The sequence below is a fragment of the Steroidobacter sp. genome, assembly GCF_036402275.1.
In the GTDB taxonomy this organism is placed as follows: domain Bacteria; phylum Pseudomonadota; class Gammaproteobacteria; order Steroidobacterales; family Steroidobacteraceae; genus Steroidobacter.
The window spans coordinates 25,203-48,308 of sequence record NZ_DASWTF010000029.1 but is presented as its reverse complement, the minus strand read 5'-3'; the positions used below and the strand labels follow the sequence as shown (position 1 = coordinate 48,308).

General features: G+C 62.5%; 21 protein-coding genes. 6 read left to right on the top strand and 15 right to left on the bottom strand.

Annotated features, from left to right (window positions below; all coding sequences use genetic code 11):
• Positions 1-120 precede the first annotated feature (120 nt).
• From trpA to VGD45_RS13570, 7 genes are read right to left on the bottom strand one after another with little or no spacing between them, the layout of a single operon-like run.
• Positions 121-891, bottom strand: coding sequence for a tryptophan synthase subunit alpha (gene trpA, locus VGD45_RS13600; protein WP_331155858.1), 771 nt, complete (start codon positions 889-891; stop codon positions 121-123).
• Positions 891-2,135 carry a tryptophan synthase subunit beta gene (gene trpB / locus VGD45_RS13595; protein WP_331155857.1) on the bottom strand — a complete coding sequence of 415 codons (1,245 nt, stop codon included), beginning with the start codon at positions 2,133-2,135 and terminating at the stop codon, positions 891-893. The genes trpA and trpB overlap by 1 nt, the downstream gene beginning before the upstream one ends.
• Positions 2,132-2,731 carry a phosphoribosylanthranilate isomerase gene (locus VGD45_RS13590; protein ID WP_331155856.1) on the bottom strand — a complete coding sequence of 200 codons (600 nt, stop codon included), beginning with the start codon at positions 2,729-2,731 and terminating at the stop codon, positions 2,132-2,134. Before VGD45_RS13590 ends, trpB begins: the two co-directional genes overlap by 4 nt.
• Entirely contained in the window at positions 2,728-3,606 is an 879-nt protein-coding gene (locus VGD45_RS13585; RefSeq protein WP_331155855.1) for an indole-3-glycerol-phosphate synthase, read from the bottom strand. Before VGD45_RS13585 ends, VGD45_RS13590 begins: the two co-directional genes overlap by 4 nt.
• Before the next feature lies 1 nt (position 3,607).
• Positions 3,608-4,651 carry an anthranilate phosphoribosyltransferase gene (gene trpD / locus VGD45_RS13580; protein ID WP_331155854.1) on the bottom strand — a complete coding sequence of 348 codons (1,044 nt, stop codon included), beginning with the start codon at positions 4,649-4,651 and terminating at the stop codon, positions 3,608-3,610.
• On the bottom strand, positions 4,648-5,256 hold the full coding sequence (locus VGD45_RS13575; protein WP_349263267.1) for an aminodeoxychorismate/anthranilate synthase component II: 609 nt from the start codon (positions 5,254-5,256) through the stop codon (positions 4,648-4,650). The genes trpD and VGD45_RS13575 overlap by 4 nt, the downstream gene beginning before the upstream one ends.
• Positions 5,253-6,638: an anthranilate synthase component I family protein gene (locus VGD45_RS13570; protein WP_331155853.1), complete on the bottom strand. Its 1,386-nt coding sequence runs from the start codon at positions 6,636-6,638 to the stop codon at positions 5,253-5,255. Before VGD45_RS13570 ends, VGD45_RS13575 begins: the two co-directional genes overlap by 4 nt.
• A gap of 383 nt (positions 6,639-7,021) precedes the next feature.
• On the opposite strand from VGD45_RS13570, the gene VGD45_RS13565 reads away from it, so the two are divergent.
• Positions 7,022-8,452 carry an OprO/OprP family phosphate-selective porin gene (locus tag VGD45_RS13565; protein WP_331155852.1) on the top strand — a complete coding sequence of 477 codons (1,431 nt, stop codon included), beginning with the start codon at positions 7,022-7,024 and terminating at the stop codon, positions 8,450-8,452.
• A 45-nt stretch (positions 8,453-8,497) separates the two neighbouring features.
• Entirely contained in the window at positions 8,498-9,520 is a 1,023-nt protein-coding gene (locus VGD45_RS13560) for a sulfate ABC transporter substrate-binding protein (RefSeq protein WP_331155851.1), read from the top strand.
• An 84-nt stretch (positions 9,521-9,604) separates the two neighbouring features.
• Here VGD45_RS13560 and VGD45_RS13555 read toward each other — a convergent pair whose 3' ends face one another.
• Positions 9,605-10,009 carry a hypothetical protein gene (locus VGD45_RS13555; protein ID WP_331155850.1) on the bottom strand — a complete coding sequence of 135 codons (405 nt, stop codon included), beginning with the start codon at positions 10,007-10,009 and terminating at the stop codon, positions 9,605-9,607.
• Positions 10,010-10,066: 57 nt separating this feature from the next.
• Between VGD45_RS13555 and VGD45_RS13550 the strand changes: the two genes are divergently transcribed.
• From VGD45_RS13550 to VGD45_RS13535, 4 genes are all read left to right on the top strand, one after another.
• Positions 10,067-11,908, top strand: coding sequence for an ABC transporter ATP-binding protein (locus VGD45_RS13550; protein WP_331155849.1), 1,842 nt, complete (start codon positions 10,067-10,069; stop codon positions 11,906-11,908).
• 155 nt (positions 11,909-12,063) lie between these two features.
• Entirely contained in the window at positions 12,064-12,990 is a 927-nt protein-coding gene (locus VGD45_RS13545) for a DMT family transporter (RefSeq protein WP_331155848.1), read from the top strand.
• An 18-nt stretch (positions 12,991-13,008) separates the two neighbouring features.
• Positions 13,009-13,986 (top strand): YcjF family protein, encoded by a 978-nt coding sequence (locus VGD45_RS13540; protein WP_331155847.1) that lies wholly within the window; start codon positions 13,009-13,011, stop codon positions 13,984-13,986.
• 165 nt (positions 13,987-14,151) lie between these two features.
• Positions 14,152-14,634: a DUF4168 domain-containing protein gene (locus VGD45_RS13535; RefSeq protein WP_331155846.1), complete on the top strand. Its 483-nt coding sequence runs from the start codon at positions 14,152-14,154 to the stop codon at positions 14,632-14,634.
• A 213-nt stretch (positions 14,635-14,847) separates the two neighbouring features.
• Here the strand turns inward: VGD45_RS13535 and ygiD are convergent, their stop codons facing one another.
• From ygiD to VGD45_RS13500, 7 genes are all read right to left on the bottom strand, one after another.
• Complete coding sequence (gene ygiD / locus VGD45_RS13530) at positions 14,848-15,630, bottom strand: 4,5-DOPA dioxygenase extradiol (protein ID WP_331155845.1); 783 nt, start codon at positions 15,628-15,630, stop codon at positions 14,848-14,850.
• Between the two features lie 91 nt (positions 15,631-15,721).
• Complete coding sequence (locus VGD45_RS13525) at positions 15,722-15,919, bottom strand: hypothetical protein (protein ID WP_331155844.1); 198 nt, start codon at positions 15,917-15,919, stop codon at positions 15,722-15,724.
• A gap of 153 nt (positions 15,920-16,072) precedes the next feature.
• The gene (locus VGD45_RS13520; RefSeq protein WP_331155843.1) at positions 16,073-17,317 is read right to left on the bottom strand and encodes a virulence factor family protein; all 1,245 of its coding nucleotides are present in this window, start codon (positions 17,315-17,317) and stop codon (positions 16,073-16,075) included.
• Positions 17,314-19,869, bottom strand: coding sequence for a bifunctional lysylphosphatidylglycerol flippase/synthetase MprF (mprF, locus tag VGD45_RS13515; RefSeq protein WP_331155842.1), 2,556 nt, complete (start codon positions 19,867-19,869; stop codon positions 17,314-17,316). Before mprF ends, VGD45_RS13520 begins: the two co-directional genes overlap by 4 nt.
• 368 nt (positions 19,870-20,237) lie before the next feature.
• A complete protein-coding gene (locus VGD45_RS13510; protein ID WP_331155841.1) occupies positions 20,238-20,912 on the bottom strand; it encodes a response regulator transcription factor in 675 nt (224 codons plus the stop codon).
• A 4-nt stretch (positions 20,913-20,916) separates the two neighbouring features.
• Positions 20,917-22,308, bottom strand: coding sequence for an FAD/NAD(P)-binding protein (locus tag VGD45_RS13505; RefSeq protein WP_331155840.1), 1,392 nt, complete (start codon positions 22,306-22,308; stop codon positions 20,917-20,919).
• A 121-nt stretch (positions 22,309-22,429) separates the two neighbouring features.
• On the bottom strand, positions 22,430-23,104 hold the full coding sequence (locus VGD45_RS13500; RefSeq protein WP_331155839.1) for a response regulator transcription factor: 675 nt from the start codon (positions 23,102-23,104) through the stop codon (positions 22,430-22,432).
• Positions 23,105-23,106: the final 2 nt, after the last annotated feature.

Below are 23,106 nucleotides of genomic sequence, written 5' to 3'. Positions count from 1 at the left end.
ACACCCGCTGACGTTACGTAAGAAACAACGAAGCGAATTGTTCCTGCAGGAATGGCCGCAGTGCAAGTGAACTATCGATCCTGTCGTCAGCTGGCAACAATTACCGATCCGTTCAGGAAGTCACTCTCGCAGGGACCGCAGAAACTTCGCCGGATCCTCGCCACGCTCCAGCACTTCGACCAATGCTGAACCGACGATGGCGCCGTCGATGTACGGCGCGAGCCGTTGCACCTGTTCCCGACTGCGGATGCCGAAACCCGCGCACACCGGCACCGGCGAGATCTTTTTCACGCGCTGAAAATATTCCAGCACTTCTTCCGGCACGGCGACATTCTTACCGGTGGTGCCAGTCATGGTAACCGCGTAAATGAATCCGCCACTGCCCTCGCACAGCATCTGCATGCGCTCGGTCGGAGTCACCGGAGTTACAAACTGAACCAACGCGAGACCGCGCGCGTCCAGTGCATTGCGCAGGTCATGACTTTCTTCATACGGCAGGTCGGGAACGATGAAGCCCGCGATGCCGGCGCGTGCCGCGTCCTCCGGCAACTTATCGATGCCATAGGCGAGCAACGGATTCAGATAGCTCATCAACAGCAGCGGCGCCTTCGGCTTTGTTTCGGCGCGCGACAGCTCCTGTAGAATCCAGCGCAGCGACACACCCTGCTCCAGCGCAACCCGGCTCGAGCGTTGAATCGTGGTGCCATCGGCCATGGGATCGGTGAAAGGCACGCCAATCTCGACCACGTCCGACGCCGCGGCCACTGCATTCAGTTGCTCGATGAAGCCTTCGCGCTTTGGAAAGCCCGCGGTGATGTACGCAACCAATGCCGGTTGGCCGGTCTCGCGCCGGTTGCGAATTGCGGTGCTGACGGAATCACGGGCGGGCATCAGAGCACATCCTTCAAAAGAGTACGTTGCAACGTCGGCATGTCTTTGTCGCCGCGGCCGGAGAGACAAATCAGGATTCGCTTGCCGGGATTCGCGAGCGCGTAACGCTTCGCGCCAGCGAGTGCGTGCGCCGATTCGATCGCGGGCAGGATGCCCTCGGCCGCGCAGCACTCGGCCAAAGCGGCTAGCGCATCGTCGTCGTTCACCGCCTCGTACTTGACGCGATCGATGCTTGCCAGCAACGCGTGCTCCGGCCCGACACCGGGATAGTCGAGACCCGCCGACACCGAATGCGTTTCCTGAATCTGTCCGTTCTCATCCTGCAAGAGCAGAGAGAAGCAGCCTTGCAGTACGCCGGGCGTACCGTAGGCAATCGAAGCGGCGTTCTGACCCAGGCCACTGCCGCTGCCGCCGGCTTCGAGGCCGAGCATCTGCACGTCCTTGTCTTTGACGAACGGATGAAACATGCCGATGGCGTTCGAGCCGCCGCCTACGGAAGCGACCACGAGGTCCGGCAACTTGCCAGTGCGCTCGAGGATTTGCACGCGAGCCTCGCGGCCGATGACCGACTGCAGTTCGCGCACGATGTATGGATAGGGATGCGGACCGATCGCCGAACCCAGACAGTAGTAAGTGCCGTTGGGATCGGACACCCAGTCGCGCAGCGCTTCGTCGACGGCCGCACGCAATGTTTTATCGCCGCTGGTGACCGGCACGACGGTGGCGCCGAGCAGCTTCATGCGACCGACGTTGGGCGCTTGCCGCTCCATGTCGATCGAGCCCATATAAACAGTGCAAGGCATGCCGAGGCGCGCGCAAGCCGCGGCTGAAGCGACGCCGTGCTGACCGGCGCCGGTCTCGGCAATCACGCGCTTCGCACCGAGCTTCTTCGCCAGCAACACCTGGCCGATGGAGTTGTTGATCTTGTGCGCGCCGGTATGCGCGAGGTCTTCGCGCTTGAGCCAGACTTCCGCGCCCCACTGCTTCGACAGCGTCCGCGCGAGCGTCAGCGGTGTCGCGCGACCGACCCAATTGTTCAGCTCGTCGTGAAACTCGCGCAGGAATTCCGGATCGCGCAGATAACGATCGACGCCCACCTGCAGGCGGTCGAGCGCCGGCACCAGGGTTTCCGGAATGTAACGACCGCCGAACGGACCGAAGCGGCCACGCTCGTCGGGATACGCGTCCTGCTGGACGTTGGCCAGCAGCGTCTGCTGCTCGGTCTTGCTCAAGGAATGTTTCATCTGTTTGCTCCGTCGCCCGCCGCGCGTGCATTGCGGACAAATTCATAAATCTTTGCCGGATCCTTCACGCCCGGTCGCGCTTCCACGCCGCTGCTTACGTCGACGCCGAAAGGCCGCGCCGTAGTGATGGCCTCGGCAACGTTCGCCGGTTTCAAACCGCCGGCCAATATCAACTGCGTTCGTGTCGCGAGTGTGGCCGCAGCGGACCAGTCAGTGGTCTCGCCGGTGCCGCTGACCGGACCTTCGAACAACAACCGCGTCGGCAGCGCCGCCGGCAACTCGCGCCCCGCGCGTAGTACCGGCGTCACTTGCAAACCCGCCGGCAATCGCAACGTGGGCAGATCGTCGATATCCGTCTGCAACACGTCGGGCCGGAACTGCGACCACACTTCATCGAGCTGCGCTTGTGACGGATGCAACATCACAGCAACTCGCACGATGTCACGAGGCACGTTGCGCGCCAGTTCTGCCGCCTGCTGGGCGGTGACCTTGCGCTTCGACTCGGCGAACACGAAACCGACGGCATTCACGCCGGCGTCGACCGCCGCCGCCACTGCGTCGGGCGTCGTGAGCCCGCAAACTTTGACCCACATCATTCCTCGCGCACTTCGCCTTTGGCGATTCGCAGCTTGAGCGTGGTCATGCTCATCGCCGCCTGACGGCCAGTCGACAACAGCTTGCCCAGCAACTCGCGCGGCTGAGGCGAGTTCATCAACGTGGTGCCGATCAACGCGACCCGATAACCGAGACCGACGATGTTGGCGACGTCGTCCGACGTGTTCACGCCGCTCTCGGCAACCGGCGCAAACCCGGGCGGCATGCTGTCGGCCAGCTCGGACAGGCGCGACAGCTCGACGGTGAGCTTGTCGAGGTCGCGGCAATTCAGCCCGACCAGGATCTGCTCGTCGTGCCGGCGTCGCTGAGCCAGCACCTCGCGCGCAACGTCCAGATCGGCGGAGTCGAACGCTTCCAGCAACACGAACATCTTCAACATCGCCGCGCAGTCGAGCAGCGCGGTGATGCGGCTCGGGTCCAGCATGCGCACGATCACGAGCACGCCGCCCGCGCCGGCAGCACGACCTTCCATCACTTGATACGGATCGATGAGAAAGTCCTTACGCATCACGGGCACGTTGTGTGGCGTGAGGACACGAGCAGCACGCGTCAGATGTTCGAGATTGCCGCCGAAGCGCAACGGCTCGGTCAGCACCGACACGGCGCACGCGCCACCGCATGCATATTCGGTGACGCGGCTTTCCACATCGCTGGTGTTGGCGGATAGATCTCCAGCCGACGGCGAATGAAGTTTGCATTCGGCGATGATGTCGAAACCTTCCGGCGACAAGCGCAACGGCGGCGCCGGGGCCATGTCGGTGACCCGAGACCACAACGCCTTTTCGGATTCGCGCGAGCGCGCTTCTTCGAGCCGACTCAGGCTCGATTGAGTCATTTGAGCAAGCAGGCCGGACATATCAGCGCCCCTGGCTTTCGGCGCTTTGCCGCTGGCCGAAAGCCGTCAATTTTTCCAACAGGCGCCGCCCGGCGCCGCTCTCGATGGCATCCTGGGCCATGTGGGCGGCATCCTGCGCCGAAGCGGCTTTGCCGAGCAATTCCAGCACCAGGGCTGCCTGCAGGATCAACGCGTTGCGGTGGGCGCCCTGTTCCCGACCTTCCAATACGGCGCGCAGATGTTCGGCGTTATAGGCCGCATCGCCGCCCTTGAGCTCTTCGACGCTGCACTGGGGCAGCATGAATTCTTCGGCGCTGCGCGTCGTGCGCACCACCTTGCCCGGCGTGACATCGAACAAAGTGAACGGCCCTATGGGCGTGGCTTCGTCCCATCCCGCCGCGCCATGCACGACGTAAGCGCGTTTCAATGGCATTCCCGCCAGCGTTTCGGCCATCAGCGCCGCGATGTCGACGTGGTACGCGCCGATTAAATGAAAGTCCGGTTCGGCAGGATTCGACAACGGACCTAGGATATTGAACACCGTGCGCACGCCCAGCGCCTGCCGGATCGGCATCACGGCTTTCATCGCGGGATGATAGTGAGGCGCGAAAAAGAAGGTGAAGCCGGTCGCACCCAAACATTCGCCCGCGGCCTTTTCATCGAGCGGCAGATTCAAGCCGAGCGCGCGAATCACATCAGCGCTACCGCTGCGGCTGGAAACCGAGCTGGTGCCGTGCTTCGCGACGCGAATGCCCATCGACGCCACCAGCAGCGCGGCACCCGTGGAAAGATTGAAACTTCCCGAGCCATCGCCGCCGGTGCCGACCATATCGACCAGCGGCCCACCCTCCGGCAACTCGGGCCGACGCGCGAGCTTGCGCATGCTCTTCGCGAAGCCGCGCACTTCATCGGCGGTCACGCCTTTGGCTCGCAACGCTGCGAGCACCGCGCCACCCATCGCCGGCGCGAGCGTGGGATCGGTCAATGCAACCAGCAGCTCTGAGGCTTCCTGCTCGCTCAGGTTATCGCGATCGAGCAATCGCTCCAGCGTCTGGCGCATGATCATGCCGCTCGCTTGCCGGAACGTTGCTGGAGGAAGTTACCCATCAGCACCGGGCCTTGCGGCGTGAGCACGCTTTCCGGATGGAACTGCACGCCTTCGACGTTGAAGGACTTGTGCCGCACACCCATGATCTCGCCTTCATCGGTGCGCGCCGTGACTTCGAGCGCCTCGGGCAACGTATCGGGCTGCGCGATCAAAGAGTGATAACGCCCGGCTTCGAACGGCTCCGGCATGTTTTTCAGAATGCTCTGGCCGTCGTGATGCACGAGCGAGGTCTTGCCGTGCATGAGTCGCCCGGCGCGCACGACTTTGCCGCCAAAAACTTCCACCAACGACTGGTGCCCGAGGCACACGCCGAAAATCGGAATCTCGCCGGCGAACGCTTCGATCATGCGCATCGAGACGCCCGCGTCATACGGCGTGCCCGGGCCGGGCGAAATGCACAGATGCGAAGGTTTCAGCGACTTCGCCTGGTCGACCGTGATGCTGTCGTTGCGATGGACCAGCACCTCGGCGCCGAGCACCATGAAGGCCTGCACCAGGTTGTAAGTAAACGAATCGTAGTTGTCGATCAGCAGCAGACGCGCTGCTTCGTGTTGATTGCTCACAGCCCCTCCTCCGCGAGCGCCAGGGCCCGGCGCACGATGGCGCTCTTGGCCAGGACCTCTTGATATTCAGTGGCCGGCACGCTGTCCGCGACCACGCCGGCGCCAGCCTGGAAACTATAGGTGTCGCCACGGAACACCATGGTGCGAATCGTGATGGCGTGGTCCATGTCGCCGCCGTGGCCGAAGTAGCCGACGGTGCCGCCGTAAAAGCCACGACGCACCGGCTCGAGCTCGTCGATGATTTCCATCGCGCGCACTTTCGGCGCGCCCACCAGCGTGCCGGCGGGAAACGCGGCAGCAAACAAATCGAACGCATCTTTGCCGGGCGCGAGCTCGCCGTTCACACCGCTGACGATGTGCATGACATGGCTGTAGCGCTCGATGCTGCGATAAGGATTCACGTTCACCGAGCCGGCCTTCGCGACGCGACCCAGATCGTTGCGCGCCAGATCGACCAGCATAATGTGCTCGGCGTTCTCCTTCGGATCGGCGAGCAGCTCCTTTTGTAACAGCGCGTCTTCGACCGAGTCGCGACCTCGCGGGCGCGTGCCTGCGATGGGACGCATCGACCCCCGGCCGCGAGACAACTTCACCAGCGCTTCGGGCGACGAGCCGACGATGGTCGCGTCACCCAGCTCGCAGAAGTACATATAAGGAGAGGGATTCAGCAGGCGCAGCGCGCGATAGGCTTCGAACGGCTCCAGATCGCACTGGCCGGCAAAGCGCACCGACAGCACCAGCTGATACACATCGCCAGCGGCGATGTATTCCTTCACGCGATGGACACCTTCGATGTACTGCTGTTCGGTGAGGCTGCCGACGGCGGGCGCGTACTTGATCTTCCTGTCGCTGGACGGGATGGCTCCGCGCAGCGCCTTGACGACTTCGCGCCGCAACGCGATTCGTTCCGCTTCGCTGCCCGCGTGTAACAAAGCCACGCCGCGAGTGAGATGGTCGAACACCAGCAGCGACCGGGGCGCGAGATAGTGAGCTTCTGGAGTGGCTTCAGCCAGCGGCTTGCGCGGCGGCAATCGTTCGAAGCGCCGCACCAGATCGTAACTCGCGGCGCCCACCAAACCGCCGGGCAGCGGCACGCCGGGAATCTGCGGACTGGGCTGCGGAGCGCGCGCCAATGCACTGCGCAATGCGCTCAGCAGTTCGGCTTGGGTCTGCGGCGGCGGGCTCAGCCGGCCGTCGATGCTGAGTCCCTTTTCATCGAGGCGCACTTCCAGGCAATCGCCGAAACCTATGAACGAGTAACGCGCCAGCCGCTCGCCGCCCTCGACGCTTTCCAGCAAAAAGCGCGGCTTGAACGGCTTGAGCTTCAAATAGGCCGAGACTGGCGTGTCCAGGTCTGCGGCGATGTCGAAGGGTGGTTGCACTGAACTGTCCTCGGCGTTGACCCGTGCTCTTCGGTCCGGCGAGGGGCGATAAAAAACCCATCTCCGGATCGGTGCACGGAGATGGGTTCTTTGGATGCTTGGCTAGTGTGTGTTTGTTACGCCCGGCAAGCTCCAGCGGCCCTCTCCTGTGAGGGTCGCCACCACCAGCGGTGAATTGCGAGCGAGTTGATCATGCGGGTGAGTATTACCGGCCGCCCGAGCGGGAGTCAACTTCCTTGTATGCAATTGGTGCCGGTCGGGTCTCTGCCAGGTCCGCAAGTTCTACCCCCGCGGCCCGGTTGACACCTGATTGTCACGCCGCCCCGACTGATCGGTCACCGCCCCGCTCCTACGATGGTCTTAAGGCCACTGGGAGAATTCCGATGTCGTCGAAGCTGCTGGCCGGAAGCATCGGGCTCGCGCTCACTCTGGCTGCTGCCGGGGTGCGGGCCGACGAGATCTCCGAGTTGCGAGAGCGGCTGGAAGCCCAAGAGCAGAGGATCCGCATTCTGGAACGCAAGCTGGAGTTGACCGAGGAAGCCGCCAAGGCCGCCGTGCCCAACACGCCGATCGTACGCGCATCGCCTCAGCAGGGCTTTCGCATTCAGTCGGCCGATGGCGCGAATGTCGCGCGTCTGCGCGGCGTGTTGCATTTCGATGGCCGCCATTTTCCGGACGAAATCACGCCCACCACCGCGGACACGTGGTTACTGCGTCGAGTACGCCCGACGTTCGAAGGCACCTTCAACAACATCTATGACTTTCGTTTCACGCCGGACTTCGCCGGCGGTCGCACCATCATCCTCGACGCATTCGTCGCCGCACGTTTGAAACCGTGGGCCGTCGTCACCGCGGGTAAGTTCAAAGTACCGGTCGGACTCGAACGACTGGTGTCCGCAACCGACCTGCGCTTCATCGAGCGCGGTTTTCCGACCAGCCTCGTGCCGAATCGCGATCTCGGTCTGCAATTGGGCGGCGATCTCGCGGGCGGCGTAGTGAATTATTCGCTGGGTTATTTCAACGGCGTCAGTGACGGCGGCAGCAGCGATGCCAACACACCGACCGCCGATGCCGAGAACGACACCAAGGGCGATTGGGCCGCGCGACTGTTCTTTCAGCCCTTCTTGAATTCGGACAACTTCGCGCTGCGCGGACTCGGCTTCGGCCTCGCCGGCACATACGTCGACTCGACGGGCACGAGCACGAGCACGCTGCTACCCGGCTATCGCACGCCGGGTCAGCAAACATTCTTCAGCTATCGTGCAGCCACTGCCGCCAGCGGCACGACGCCCGCCGTGAACGGCACCATCGCCGATGGCGAGCGTCTGCGCTGGACCCCACAAGCTTATTACTCGGTCGGCAGCTTCAGCGTGCTCGGCGAGTACGTGAATGTTTCTCAGGAGGTCTCACGCCTCACTCCGGCTGCAGGCTTGCGCCGCGCACAGCTCGACAACACCGCATGGCAAGTCCAGCTCGCCTGGTTCGCTACCGGTGAAGACGAATCGTTCCGCGGCTTCACGTCACAGTCGGTGTTCGATCCGACGCAGGGAACCTGGGGCGCATTGGAGCTGGTCGCGCGCTATCACGAGCTGGACATCGACGACGACGCCTTCGTCGGCGGCGCCGATTCGTTCGCCAACCCCGCCAGCAGCGCCAGCAAAGCCAGCGCCTGGGGGTTGGGCCTGAACTGGTATCTGACCCAGAACTACAAGTGGTCCCTGAACTATGACGTGACGCGCTTCGAAGGCGGCGCCGCGACCGGCGACCGTCCCGACGAAGAAGCGTTGTTCACGCGGTTCGCGGTCGGGTTCTGATTTTTTTAATGGTTTGTTTGTTGAAGGTTGCGGAGAAGAAAACTCATGACTCGTTGCAAATCGTTCTCGTGGCGCAAGTGGGCCGGACTGGCGCTGACCGCCCTGACTCTCGCCGGCCCGGTGGCGCAGGCCGCCGATGTGAGCCTCCTGAATGTTTCTTATGATCCGACGCGCGAGCTGTACGAGGAGTACAACAAGGCGTTCGCGGCTCACTGGCAGAAAAAGACCGGCGACAAAGTCACGATCAAACAATCGCACGGCGGCTCGGGCAAGCAGGCGCGCACCGTCATCGACGGTCTGCCCGCCGACGTCGTGACCTTGGCGCTCGCGGGCGATATCGACGCGATCGCCTCCACCGGCAAGCTGCTGCCCGTCAACTGGCAGTCCCGCCTGCCGCACAATGCGTCGCCCTACACCTCGACCATCGTGTTCCTGGTTCGCAAGGGCAACCCGAAGGGCATCAAGGACTGGGGCGATCTGATCAAGCCGGGCGTGGCCGTGATCACGCCAAATCCAAAAACGTCGGGCGGCGCGCGCTGGAACTATCTCGCAGCATGGGCCTGGGCATTGAAACAACCCGGGGGCAGTGAAGCTTCGGCGAAGGAATACACCAGGAAGCTGTTCGGCCATGTGCCAGTGCTCGACACCGGTGCGCGTGGCGCGACGACGACGTTCGTTCAGCGCGGCATCGGCGACGTTCTGCTGGCCTGGGAGAACGAGGCATTCCTATCTATCAAGGAAGTGGGCGCGGACAAGGTGGAAATCGTGGTGCCGACGTTGAGCATCCTTGCCGAGCCGCCGGTCGCCGTGGTCGACAAGGTCGTGCTGCGACGGGGCACCCGCGACGTTGCCACGGAGTATCTGAACTATCTGTACAGCCCAGAAGCGCAGGAAATCATCGCAAAGAACTTTTATCGGCCGGTCGACCAGACCGTGGCCGCGAAATACGCCAAGACCTTTCCGAAGCTGAACCTGGTCACCATCAAGGACTTCGGCGGTTGGGCGCAGGCGCAGAAAGTGCACTTCGCCGACGGCGGCGTATTCGATCAGATTTACGCGCCGCAATGACCTGAAACTGCGGATTCCGGCGCCAGCCTCCGGCGCCCGGCAGTGACTGCGAAAGCCCTCTTCGGCGACGAAGAGGGCTTTTCTTTAGTCGTCGCCTTCGTCGCGCTTGAGTTGCTCGACCCGCTTGCGCAGCTCGGCCCACTCCTGGAGCTTCTTCGGGTCCACGGGCTGGCGTCGCGGCGGGGGTTGGGCGCCACTCTTGAGAGCGCTTCCGCCGCCACTATTGTAAGGATCGTTGCCAACGTTGCCGCCGGCTGTCGAGGAATTGTCGTAAGGATTGGAGCCGTTCTTCAGACCGGCCGGGCGCGGATGCCGAGCGGTCTCGGCGATGGACAGGTCGTTCATGTCCAGCTTCTTGAGGCGCTGCGTGCTGATGTCGCGGCTGTAGACGCCGGTCTCGAGTTGCCATTCCCAGACCGAGTTGCCGCGCTCATCATAGGCGACGCGTCCGGAACGCGGGTCGGCAAGTTTATCTCCGGGATTACTCATGAACTGGATTTTGTGCTGCTGCAGATGACAAAGCAATTACAAGGCGAATGACGGCCCATGAGCTCGCTGCGTCGACCCGCCGCCAATCCTGAACTCGCTCGCGGTTTCGCGGGCGTTTTCGCGTACAGCACTCGTGCGCTCGAGCTGGTGTGGACCACCAGTCGCCCGCTCACGATCGCGTTCGCGTTACTGACACTGGTCGCTGGCGCGTTGCCAGCGGCTGTCGCCTATCTCGGCGCGTTGATCGTCGACGCTGTCGTCGCCGCCATCCAGGGTTCCGCCGAAGCGCGTGAATCGTTGACGAATCATGCCCTGCTGCTGGTGGCGGGCGAAGGCGCCCTGGTCGCCGCGATTGCCGGCGCACAGCGCGGACTGAATTTGTGCCAGTCGTTGTTGCGCGCGCAGCTCGGCCAGCGCGTGAACGTGATGATCCTCGAAAAGGCGCTGACGCTCGAACTGTCGCACTTCGAGAACAGCGACTTCTATGACAAGCTCACCCGCGCCCGCCGTGAAGCGTCGAGCCGGCCGCTGTCGCTCGTGACGCGTACGTTCGGCCTGCTGCAAAACGCGATCTCGTTATTGAGCTTCGGCTCGCTCCTCCTGAATTTCTCACCCTGGGCCGTGGTGCTGCTGATTCTCGCCGGCCTGCCAGCGTTTCTGGCCGAGGCGAAATTCTCCGGCGACAAGTTCCGTCTGTTCCTGTGGCGCTCGCCCGAAACGCGCATGCAGCTGTATCTCGAAACGGTGCTGGCGCGCGAAGACCACGCCAAGGAAGTGAAGCTGTTCGGCCTGGGTCCCTTGTTCCTGCAACGCTATCGGGACATTTTCAACAAGCTGTATCGCGAGGACCGCAATCTCACCATTCGTCGCGACACCTGGGGTTTCGTTCTCGGCCTCATAGCGACCGCCACGCTTTACGGCGCGTACGCGTGGATCGCGCTCTCCGCCATCGCCACACGCATCACGCTGGGCCAGATGACGATGTATCTGATGTTGTTCCGTCAGGGGCAGTCGGCGGTCTCGGCCATCCTGTCCGCGGTGGGCGGCATGTACGAAGACAATCTTTATCTGTCGACGCTGTACGACTATCTGGAAACGCCGGTCAACGGCAACAAAGGCGCGGCGGTTCGCGGCCCTAAGCCCGACGACGGCATTCGTTTCGAAAAGGTGAGCTTCACCTATCCGGGCGCCGAGCAACCGACCCTGGTGGACATCGACCTGCACATTCGCCCCGGCGAGTCGCTGGCGCTGGTCGGCGAGAACGGCTCAGGCAAGACCACGCTCATCAAGTTGCTCACTCGTCTATATGCGCCAACGTCGGGCCGCATCCTGCTCGACGGGCAGGACTTGCGTGAGTGGGAAGAAGTAGCGCTGCGCGATCGCATCGGCGTGATCTTCCAGGACTTCACTCGTTATCAGTTGCTGCTTGGAGAGAACATCGGCGCCGGCGACGTGCAACACTTCGAAGACGAAGGACGCTGGCGCGATGCGGGCGAGAAAGGCATGGCCGCGCCGATCGTGGCCACGCTCCCCGAGGGCTATCGCACGCCGCTGGGCAAATGGTTCAACGACGGTCGCGAGCTGTCCGGCGGGCAGTGGCAGAAGATCGCATTGTCACGTGCGTTCATGCGGTCGCGCGCCGACATCCTCGTGCTGGATGAACCGACCTCGGCAATGGACGCGAGCGCCGAAGCGACCATCTTCGAGCACTTCCGCACGCTGACCCGCGGACGCATCGCCATCCTGATCTCGCATCGTTTTTCCACCGTGCGCATGGCCGACCAGATCGTGGTGATCGAGAACGGCCGCATCATCGAGCGCGGCAGCCACACGGAGCTGATGGAATTGAGCGGTCATTACGCGCACCTGTTCTCGTTGCAAGCCAAGGGTTATCGTTAGCCCGAAGTTACAGATGCGGGCCGTTGCATCAGAAAAACTATCTCGCCCGCGCAGCGAGCGCCGATATCGGGCAAATTCAGTGACAGCGTCGGTCGTAAATGTTATTTACGAGGCGCAGTTTGCTTGCCCCGCGCAGTCGCGCTCCGGTTAATCCAATGTCCAGTTCCGAACCCACCTTGCGGTCCACGACCGCAGCCAGTCCCATTGCCCCCGTCGCCAGCGCCTGGCAGACGCCGGCCGAGCTGTTGCTGCTCGGCGCGGTGTGGGGCGGCTCGTTCCTGTTCATGCGCATCGCTGCCAAGGACTTCGGCGCGTTCGCGCTGGTCGAAGTGCGCCTTGCCTTGGGCGCGTTGATCCTGTTGCCGTTTCTTTTGCGCGTCAAAGACCAGCTCACGGCATCGCATTGGTTGCGTTTCCTCGGCATCGGCGTCATCAACTCAGCCGCGCCGTTCGTGCTCTTCGCATGGGCCGCGCAGCGTGCGCCGGCCGGTGTCGTCGCGATCAGCAATGCGACCGTCGTGATGTTCACCAGCATCGTGGCGTTTATGTTGTTTGGCGAGAAGATCAGCAAGCGGAGCGCGCTCGGTTTGCTGGCCGGCTTCGTCGGCGTCGCCGTGCTCGCGAGCGGTAAGACTGCCGGCGGCGGCAACGCCTTGCATGCGGCGTCGGCGGGCGTATTCGCTTCTATCCTGTACGGGTTCGGCGGGAATTTCACCAAGCGTTATTTGCACGATCTGCCGCCGAGCGCGGTCGCTGCCGGCACCGTGCTGTGCGCATCGATCGTAGTAGCGCCGCTTGCGGCGGCAACCTGGCCGAGCACGCCGATTCCGGCCGTCTCCTGGCTGTCCGCGGTGTTGCTGGGCGCACTGTGCACCGGCCTCGCGTATTTCCTCTTTTACAGGCTGCTATATCGCATCGGCGCGCCCCGGACGTCGACGGTGACTTATCTGGTGCCGCTGTTCGGCGTAATCTGGGCATGGGTGTTCTTGAGTGAGCCCCTCACGCTCAGCATGGCCATCGCCGGCGCATTGATTCTCGGCGGCGTGGCGCTGAGTCAGCAGCGGGGTCCGGCACGCAAGTAAAGACGCACGGTGGATTCGATGAATGCACGCGAACAAGAGGCCGTTCTGACCATTGCGCTGCTCGCAGCGTTCAGCGACGGTAACAAGGACGAGCGCGAGCGTGAGGAGATCAAGCGCATCGCCGAGTCGCTCGCGGGCGAAGCGGGCGCGCCGCAGCTGGCGCAGATCTATCAAAGCGTTTTGCTCAAGCGAGTGAATGTGTCGCAGGCGGCCGCAGCGCTGACCGATCCGATGCACAAGCAGCTCGCGTATGAGATGGCAGTTTGTGTTTGCGATGCCGATGACGTCGCCAGCGACGCGGAAAGGAAATTCCTGCAGGAGCTGAGCACGGCGCTGGGTTTGGACAGCAAACAAACCGTGCAGGTCCAGCAAGAAGCGGCAGCGCTCGCCGATGCGCCACTGCCCAACACGCCGGTGGCCGCTGCGATCGCAACTCCGACGGCGCAGTCGCTGGGCGGCGACGTGCGACAGACGACGATGTCGGACGCCGAGCTCGACAAGTACATCCTGAATCATTCCATCGTGAACGGCGCCATCGAGCTGTTGCCGCAATCCCTGGCGACCATGGCCATCATTCCGCTGCAGATCAAGCTCGTGTATCGCATCGGCCAGGCCTACGGATTTCAGCTCGACAAAGGTCACATTCGCGAGTTCCTCGCGACGGCCGGCGTCGGCCTCACATCGCAGTATGTCGAACAGTTCGGCCGCAAGTTGCTCGGCGGTTTGCTCGGTAGCGTCGCTGGAGGTCTAGGGCGCGGACTCGGTCGTGTGACGGCAGGCGCGGCGATGTCGTTCGCGACCACGTATGCGCTCGGCCAACTTGCCAAGCGTTATTACTCGGGTGGCAGACAAATGAGCACGGCGCTCATACAACAGACGTATCAGTCATTGCTTGGGCAGGCGAAGCAAATACAAGGTCAATGTTCGTCTGAGATCCAGCACAAGGCCAGCACGCTCGATGCGGGTCAGGTGATGGCCATGGTGAAGAACGCTTGAGCCAAGCACTGATCGGGGCGCACCTAAATCGCGCATGCGCGCGTCCGGCAGCTGCTGACAAGTCGGTCGTCGCCGACAGGCATCTTTAAAAAATTCGCGCGTGCGGAACCTCGTCTGTGCGAGCGGTATTCAAAACAAGTGATGCCGCAAGACGAGGAGATCCTCATGAGTTTACGTTCCAACCTAATTTACTCCGCGCTGTTCGCCGCGAGCGCCGCAGCAGCCCCAGCGGCATGGGCGCAGGTACAAGAACCTGCACCGCCTGCTCAGGAATATCCTTCGCCGGCGACCGAGTCGCAGCTGCCGCCGAGCGAGCCGAGCTCGATGGAGCCGGCAACTCCGGCGACGCCAGAGAGCAACACCGCGGCTTCAGCGAACATCACCGATGAGAAAATCGAGAAGTTCGCCGATGCGTACGTAGCGGTGCAGACGATTCAGGAAAAGGCCGCCTCCGATCTGCAGACCGCCAAGGATCCCGCGCAGGCCGATGGAGTGAAGGCCAAAGCTGAATCCGACATGATCGCGGCGGTCGAAAAGTCGGGCTTGAATGTCGACGAGTTCAACCAGATCGTCGAGACGATGACGGCCAATGCTGACGTGCGCGAGCGCGTCGCTGCGAAGTTGCAGGAACGTCAGGGCGGCGGCTAACGCGCCACCCGGCTGTCAGGACGGCGAACCATCGTCGCCCGGCGCCTGCACCAAACAGCCCGATGTGTCGTTCACATCGGGCTGTTTCCTTTTATGGCGGCTGATCGGACATCCATGTCACGACGAGCCGCGCTCCGAGCGAAAAAAACGTGGTTTTTTCGCCGGAGCCGCCACCAAGGTGGCGGGGCACATTCCATGTGCCCGGGGGTGGCACTAGCCAAGCTGGACTGAGAGCATGGAGATCGAGCCGCCGTCGACGCCCTCGACCGGGAATGTGACTTTGTCTCCGGGCAGCTGCGCGCCCAGCACATACAACAGCGGCAAATAATGATCGGGAGTCGGTGCGGCGAGCGCCGCGTCCTCGCCGAGCAGCTCATAATCGATCAATGGCTGATGATTCCCAGCGAGCATCCACGCGCGAGCCTGCTCTTCGAATCGAACAGCCCAATCGTAGGGATCGACCACACGACGGCCCCAACCATACGCGTGCAGGTTGTGAATCAGATTGCCGCTGCCGACGATCAGAATGCCCTGCTCTCGCAAGACTGCGAGTTGCTCGCCCAATCGATAATGCGCTCTCGCGGGTAGCGTCTCATCGATGCTCAGTTGCAGAACGGGCACGTCGGCATCGGGATAAACGTGACACAGCACGCTCCAGGCCCCGTGGTCCAACCCCCATGAATCATCGAGTCGCACTGTCGGTGCGATCAGATCGCGCACGTCCTCCGCGATAGCCGGACTGCCCGGCGCGGGGTATTGAAACTCGAACAGTTCGCGCGGAAAGCCGCCGAAGTCATGAATGGTCCGCGGTGACTGCATGGCCGTGACCGCGGTATACGGTACATACCAATGCGCTGAGATACAGAGCACTGCTCTCGGCTTGGGTAAGGACGCGCCGATCTGTCTCCAGCCGCGCGTGTATACATTGTCGGCCAAGGCATTCATGGGATTGCCATGACCGAGAAAAATCACTGGCAGACGTTGGGATGCACTCACTCGGCAGCTCCGCTGTGGCAGAGCTTGCAGTATTGGGCGTGCCGGCCCCGTTAACTATGGGGCCAAGTGCATAACTCTTATGACGCCGGCTTCAAGCGGGCAACAACAGGAACGCGTCCGCCACCGCGTCTCGCGGCGACAATCCCTGCTCGTAGAGTGGGCGCCAGGCGTCCCAGTCCACGTCTTCCTCACCAACCTGTGTCAGCACTTCGCTGAAGTCTTCACGAATCAGCTTCACCACAGCCTGTTGCCACTCCAACCAGGTCTGCGTGTCCGCTTTGTTGTTCATCACTGCTGCTCCCCGGACCCGGTCCGGTTAAGCGCCGCTGAGCGCGCGCAAAGTAACGCTCCAGGGTGTCTGCAGTTCCCTCACTGGGAACTGCCGACGCAGCGTACAACAAGCACGTTACAGTCAACCACCGAGTCGACGTCGAGTGCTCCGTCAGTGCATGTGGCTCAAGAGCAACGACGCCAGCTTGGGATAGTCGCCATCGAAATGATGACCGCCACTAAGCTTCAATACTTGCAGCGATTTAGCCGCGGGCATCGCGCACAGCGACTCTGTTTCATCTTCACCATACACGCACAGGGCGCGAACGCCTTTCATTCTCAACAGCTCGGGCGCGACGGGTTTCGCATCCTGTTCCGCGCCCAACCAGTTCTGCAAATGGAATTCGAACACTGCCGTTTGCGACAGTGACAACAGCGCCACGGTTCGTAGCCGCTCGCGTGTCGAGGCCGGCAATCGATTGACGACGAACGGCATGACGTCGGCGCCTTGAGAAAAACCGATCAACAGCACCGAGCGCTTCTTCCACGCCGCGAGGTAATGGCGCACCAAGCGATCCACATCGGCTGCCGTGCTCTCCGGCGTGCGCTTGGTCCAGAAGTAGCGCAACGAATCCAGCCCGACCACGGGCATGCCTTGTTTGGCTAGCGCCGCCGCCAGTTCCTTATCGATGCCTGCCCAGCCGCCGTCTCCGGAAATGAGCACGGCCAGCGTGTCGCCTTTACCCTGTGAGCTGACTTCGACGATCGGCAGATCTTCCAACTCCGCCGCACTTACGGCAGGTGGAGCATGCGTGCTCGCGGCGAGGCGCTGGAAGGCGGAAGCGAACTGCGGCTCCCAAGTCTGGAAGTCGCCGTCGCCTTTCAATGCCAGCCAAAGCGCCTCGGGCTGCGCACTGGATGCGCTTTCATCAGCCGGACACAGCGGCTTCTTCAACGCACGCTTCGGACGAACGCCAAGCGAAATACCGCCCCCGAATGTGCCTGCTGGCGCTTGAGCCAGCATCGCGTGAACGAATTCCGCGCCGGACGATTCACCAATCAGTAGTGCGGGCCGATAAGCAGGCAGTCGATAGTAGGCCTGCAGGAAGTGACTCAGGTTTTCCAGGTCGCCACTCGGGAAAACGCAATCGCCTTCATCCTGCTCCAGCTTGCGAAAGAACGCGTGCGAATCGATGCCGGCGACCAGCACGCCTTGCCGTACGAGCGATTGCGCGATGGTTTCGAGCTCTTTGGTCCAGCCCCGTTCACCCGAGAAGAACAGGGCGGTCTGGCGCACCTCTCCTTGCGGCCGGTACATCTCGATCTTATCGAACCGGCCGTGCGAGATGGTTTCCGCCGGGGCATTGGGCGCGAGCGCCACGATGAACAGCAGAAGACACCAGCGATACACCCTCATTTCGCGATCATTCCTCGTAGCCCGCCACTGATCAGCGCAGCCACATCAGCCAAGGTGAGCAAGGGTGTCAAACCTCCACCGGCAACCAGGTAACGCGGTTCCCACACCGGCTCGAACTTGTCCTTGAAGCTGCGCAGGCCACGGAAGTTGTAGAACGTCTCGCCGTGATCGAACAACAGACGTCCGAACCGATGCCAGCGAGGCGCAAGCTCGTGACTCGCCATGCCGGACATGGGCGCCATACCGAGCCCGAACCGCTGATAACCCTCCACCTGAAAATGAAGCATCAGCTTGGTGAACAAAAAGTCCATCGTGCCGGGCGGCGCCAGCGGCAGCTGACGCATCAGATCGACACTGGCCTCGCTCTTCAAGTCCGTGTACAGCAGGTTGGCGAATGCGACCAGCTGTCCCTGCTGGCGCACCAGAGCGAACGGTTGTCTGGAAATATAGTCCGCGTGGAAGGTGCCCAGCGAGAAGCCTTTCTCACGCGTTTCATGCGCATCGAGCCACGCGTCGGACACGGCACGCAACTCCGGTAACAAGGCGGGTACGTCGCGGGATTCGATCAACGAGAACTCCAGGCCATCGCGTTCGCCGCGATTGATGGCCTGTCGTAAGTGGGAGCGCTTCGAGCCTTTCGTGGTGAATGCTCGCAAGTCGACGTAGGCGTATTCGCCCAGCTTGAACGCGCGCAGTCCCGCGTCGAGGTAAAGAGGCAGCGTTTCGCCACGCACCTGATAGAACGTCGCGCGCCCGCCATGATCCGTGGCGAGCTCCATGAATCGCCAGATCAACTCCGGCCATTCCGACGGCCGCCCCACCGGATCGAACAATGAAATCCAGGAGCGGCCCTGGCGGCCGTACATGATGAAGGCATTGCCTTGCGTCGAGAACAACAAGTGCTTGTCGCCCATGAGCGCGAGATTGGCTTCCGCCGACGGCTGCGTGCGCACGATGCTGTTGGCCCGCTCGATCTCCTCTGTCGATGGCAGCGCCGGCGCGCCAGGAGATGGCCGCAGCAGCTGCCAAAGCGCGACACCCAGGCCGGCGACCATCACACCCATCATGGCTCGCAACGAACGGGGCGCGTGAGCGTCGAACTCGAACTGCCACCAGAGCTCGGTCGTGTAGTCGACGCTGCGATAGACGAAGAGCAGCAGGAACACCGTCGCCGCCACCATCCACACGATGGAGATCAGCCACACGCCCCGCAGCGGATTGGAGAACAGCGATGAGCGCCGATCGAACTGCGCGCGCGATAGATACAAAAGGATGGCCAGCACGGCCAGATAGCTGGCTTGGATCAGCGCTAAACCTTTGGGCATGGCCAGCACAGCGGCGACGATCGCCAGGACGAACGCCGACCACCAGGCGGCGTCGAGGCGATGTAACAAGCCGCGCGCAATGACGATCATCGCGAAGCCCGTGACGCTGCCTATGAAATGCGACGCTTCGACCAGAGTCAGCGGCACTCGCAGCGCCAGCATGTCCGTGGCTTGAGCGGACGCTGGCGTCACACCTGACACGAGCAACCAGCCGCCGGCGATGAACGTCATCGTCGCCAGCAACATAGGTGACAGTCGAACTGCGGCGCGACCGATGGGCGCTGCAATTCCGGAGCGCACCTCGTAGGCCGCGAGCAGCACCGCTGCGAGTACCAGCGGCACCAAATAGTAGATAACGCGATAGAGCACCAGTGCGCTGAGGATCTGCTCCACCGGCACTCGATCGTTACATGCCAGCAGGATAACGGCTTCGAACACACCGAGACCGCCAGGCACATGACTTAGAAGGCCGAGCACCATGGCAATCGCATACCAAGCCATGAATGATCCTGGCTCGACCGCGCCCGACGGAAGCAAGAACCAGAGCGCGGACGCGGATGCGAGCAGATCCAGCGCCGAAATCGCCAGCTGCTGCACGGCCAGCTTCGCTGGCGGCAAACGCACTTTCCAACGCCACGCGATCATGACTTCGCGTCGTCGCGCCGACAGAGCAACGAAGCTGAGGACAGCGAACAGCACGGCCCCTGCAATCACACGCAGCAGCCAGGTAGGCATGTGCGCAAGCTCGGCCACACCGTGTGCGCCCCACAGCAGGGCCGCCGCACCGAAGGCTGCCGTGCCGAAAGTGAACGCACTAGCGTTGAACGCGATGACCTGCGCGACTTTGTTCGCTTCGATGCCGGCCGCCGTGTAGAGCCGCATGCGCACGGCGCCGCCAGTGAGCACACCGAGACCGACGGTATTGCCAAGCGCGTAGGCGATGAAGGAAGTCAGCAGGACCGTGGAGCGGCGAATCTGTACGTCGGCGTACTTCATCGCGGACAGGTCGTAACCAGTGAGGACGAGATAGCTGAGGCTGGTCGCCAGCAATGCGAGCAGCAAATTCTGCAGAGGCTCGGCCGCCATCTGCCGCATGACCTCGGAGGCGTGCACTTCGGCCAGCAGCACGCGGAACGCATCGAACAGCAACAGGCTGATCAGACCGGCGCCGGCCGCGATCAACCAGATACGCCATCTTGCCCAACCCCCGCCCGCTGCCTCCGCCACTCTGCTCGTTCCTGTTCCACCTCGTTGAACGGATTTTGCCGTGCGGCGGTCACGGGAACATTACGTTATTGACACGACCGCGCGAGGTCGCGAGCGTTCGCGGGCTCCATTAACGAATTGTCATGCTGGAAAAATACCCTCTCGTCGCCGTGAGGAGGGAGACGAGAGGGCCAATCTGACTGCTTGCCCAGGGGGAGAAAGTCGGCTTGCAGCCCGCGATGCGCGACCCTTGTCCGCCGCATATCGCTGTTGGCAATTTACCGAGCGCGGGTCATGCGGTCAGTCGAGGCTGGGTGATAGGCCGGTCAGCTTTTGCGCGATCCGGCCCGATGTCCGGTTACGACGCATGAGCAGATAGCCACTCGTTCTCAATCGACCATCAGCTTGTAGCCGGCGCCCGGCGTGGTCTGCAGTACTTCCGGCGACGATGCTTCCACTTCGATCTTGTTACGCAGCCGATAGATCAGCTGTTTGAGGGTGCGACGCTCGCGAGCCGTGGCGCGGCCCCATAGATGAAGTAGCAACTTCTCCGCGGTGACCGTGCGACCGGGGGTCAGCATCAGCAGCTGCAGCGCCTTCAATTCCAACGGCGTGAGCCGAATCGGCGGGGCCACGCCGAACTGCAGCGTTCGTTGATCCGGATCGAGGCGCAGATTACCCGCCGTGACCGGCCCGCTGTCGAGCGGCTCCGATCGACGAATCAACGCTCGCACGCGCGCCAGCAAGGCGCGCGGGCTGAATGGTTTGTGCACGTAATCGTCCGCGCCCGAGTCGAAGGCCTCGATCAGATCTTCTTCGACGTCCCGCACTGTCAGCATCATGATGGGCACGGGCGAGCGACCGCGAATCTCACGGCACACTTTCAAGCCATTCGGCTCTGGCATGTTGATATCGAGCAGCACCAGATCCGGCGAGTCGCGTTGAAACGCCTGCAGGGCGCTTTCGCCATCCACGGCGGTACAGAGATCGAAGCCCGCCTGCATCAAGGTGAATCCGATCAGCGCCCGCAGATCGGCATCGTCATCCGCAACCAGGATTTTCATGGCGTCATCGCCGCTCCGTAGCCAGCAGCGCGGCCAGCTTTTCCGCATGACCGCGCAACTCATGAGCCGCTGTTGCCTCCCAATGGTCGGCACGCAACATCGGCCCGACATAGAACAGATGCGGACCGGGCCAGCCGTCGGCGTCGACGACGGCGCCGTTCGGGCCGGTGCGCAATCCGAGACCCAGCGTGTCGGGAACACACAATCCACATTGCACGAGATTGCGCCACAGCGGCTCGGACGAACGCGCGATGGCGTAATCGGGGCCGGTGCAATTGACCACGCGATCGAACTGCTGGGCTCGCATGCGCTCCGCGCCGCGCGGTCGCCAGATCACTTCGATGCGATCTCCGCGCGGAATGATTTCTTTGATGTGGCCGGCGTGAATCGTCAGACGCTGCGCATGCCTGAGCGCGTCGATCTTCTGAATCATCTCCGGCGGCAAGCGATGACGATAGATGTCCCAATGCGCGCGCACGTGGCGCAGGAAACGCACGCGGTCGCGCTCGGGCAAGCGCTGCCAGATGGTCGGCGCCATATTGCGAACGAAAGTGATGGCTTCGCGCCAGTCGCCACCCATCTGTTCGGCTTCATTGGCGAGCAAACGAACCGAGCTGGTCAACCGACGTAACGACGTCGAGGCAGCCAGCAGCAGCGCGTTGCCGTCGCCTTTGAATGCGTCGGGACGAAAGGGCGTTTGACGCGGCGGCACCAGTCCGTGGCGTGACAAAGCATGCAGCGTCGGCAAGCGCTGCGGATCGGCTGAAGCGACATTGATGATGTCGGCGGTGGTCAGGCCCGTGCCGATCAACAGCACCGTCTGCGATCTATCGAATTTCAGATCGGCGGCCCAGGGATCGGCCACGTACGCCGGATGCGTGAGCACCTCCCTGGCCGCGGCCAGCGATGCCGGTTTGGGATTGCCCAGCGCGAGCACTACGTCGTCCGCGGTGAAGCGCCGGCCATCGTCCAGCTCGACTTGCAGCGGCACGTGACGTTCGAGCCGGCGCAGATTCACTACCGAGCCTTTGACGATCTCCAGCCGAATGTTTCCTGGCGCGCTCAGCTGCGCTGCCAGCAACACTTCGTTCAGATATTCGCCATACAACGCGCGCGGCAGGAAATCCTCGCCGGTCACCTTCGGCATGCGACGCTGCGCGAACTCGAGGAATTCCTTGGGCGCGGCCGAGTTCGCCGACATGCGGCTCGCCGGCACGTTGAGCAGATAAGGAAAGCCACGCTCGGCATAGGCCGCGCCACGCGCCACTTCGTTAGCGCGCTCTATCAGCACCAGCCGCGTCGGGCCGGTCGGCGGCCGCCGCAGGAGATTCGCGGCAACCACCGTGCCGCTGAATCCTCCGCCGACAATGACTATGGTTCTCAGCAATCCCGCCAAATGGTCGCTCCTTTGATGTAGGAGGACAGACTAGGCGAGCAGCGGTATCAAGTCTGTAACGTGCGAGTCACGAATTGGCGCGCGAAATGCTACGGAACGACGACCGTTTTGTAACCGGCGGTTACTCCACCACCAACTTGTAACCCGCACCGGGCGCCGTCTGCAGCATTTGCGGGGCGGCCGGGTCGATTTCGATTTTTTGTCGCAGGCGGTGCACCAGCTGTTTCAGCAGCTGACGATCGCCCGAGCCTTTGTGACCCCACACCTGCATCAACAAGCGATCGGAGCTGACGGTGTGGCCGGCATTGGCGATGAGCATTTGTAACAAACGCAATTCGAGCTTGGTCAAACGCAACGGCTGGTTGGAGCCGACCTGCACTGTGTGCTCATCGACGTCGAGCCGGATGCGGCCAGCTGCAAGCGGCGCGGTGTTTTCCATGCCCGCCCGACGCAGCAGTGCTTTGACGCGTGCGAGCAGCGTGCGCGGGCTGAAGGGCTTGCTCAAGTAATCATCCGCACCCAACTCGAGGGCGCGCACCAGATCTTCCTCTTCCCCGCGCACCGTCAACATCATCACCGGCACGCGTGACTTGGTGCGAATCGCTTCGCAGACCTGAAAGCCCGATGCTCCCGGCATGTTGATGTCGAGAATGACCAAGTCCGGTCCCTCGCTCTCGAACGCGCGCAGGGCTTGCGTGCCGTCGCTGGCTTTGACGACGAGATAGCCCGCCTGCGAGAGCGTGAAGGCGATCAGCGCCAGCAAATCCTTGTCATCGTCCGCGGATAAAATCTTCATAA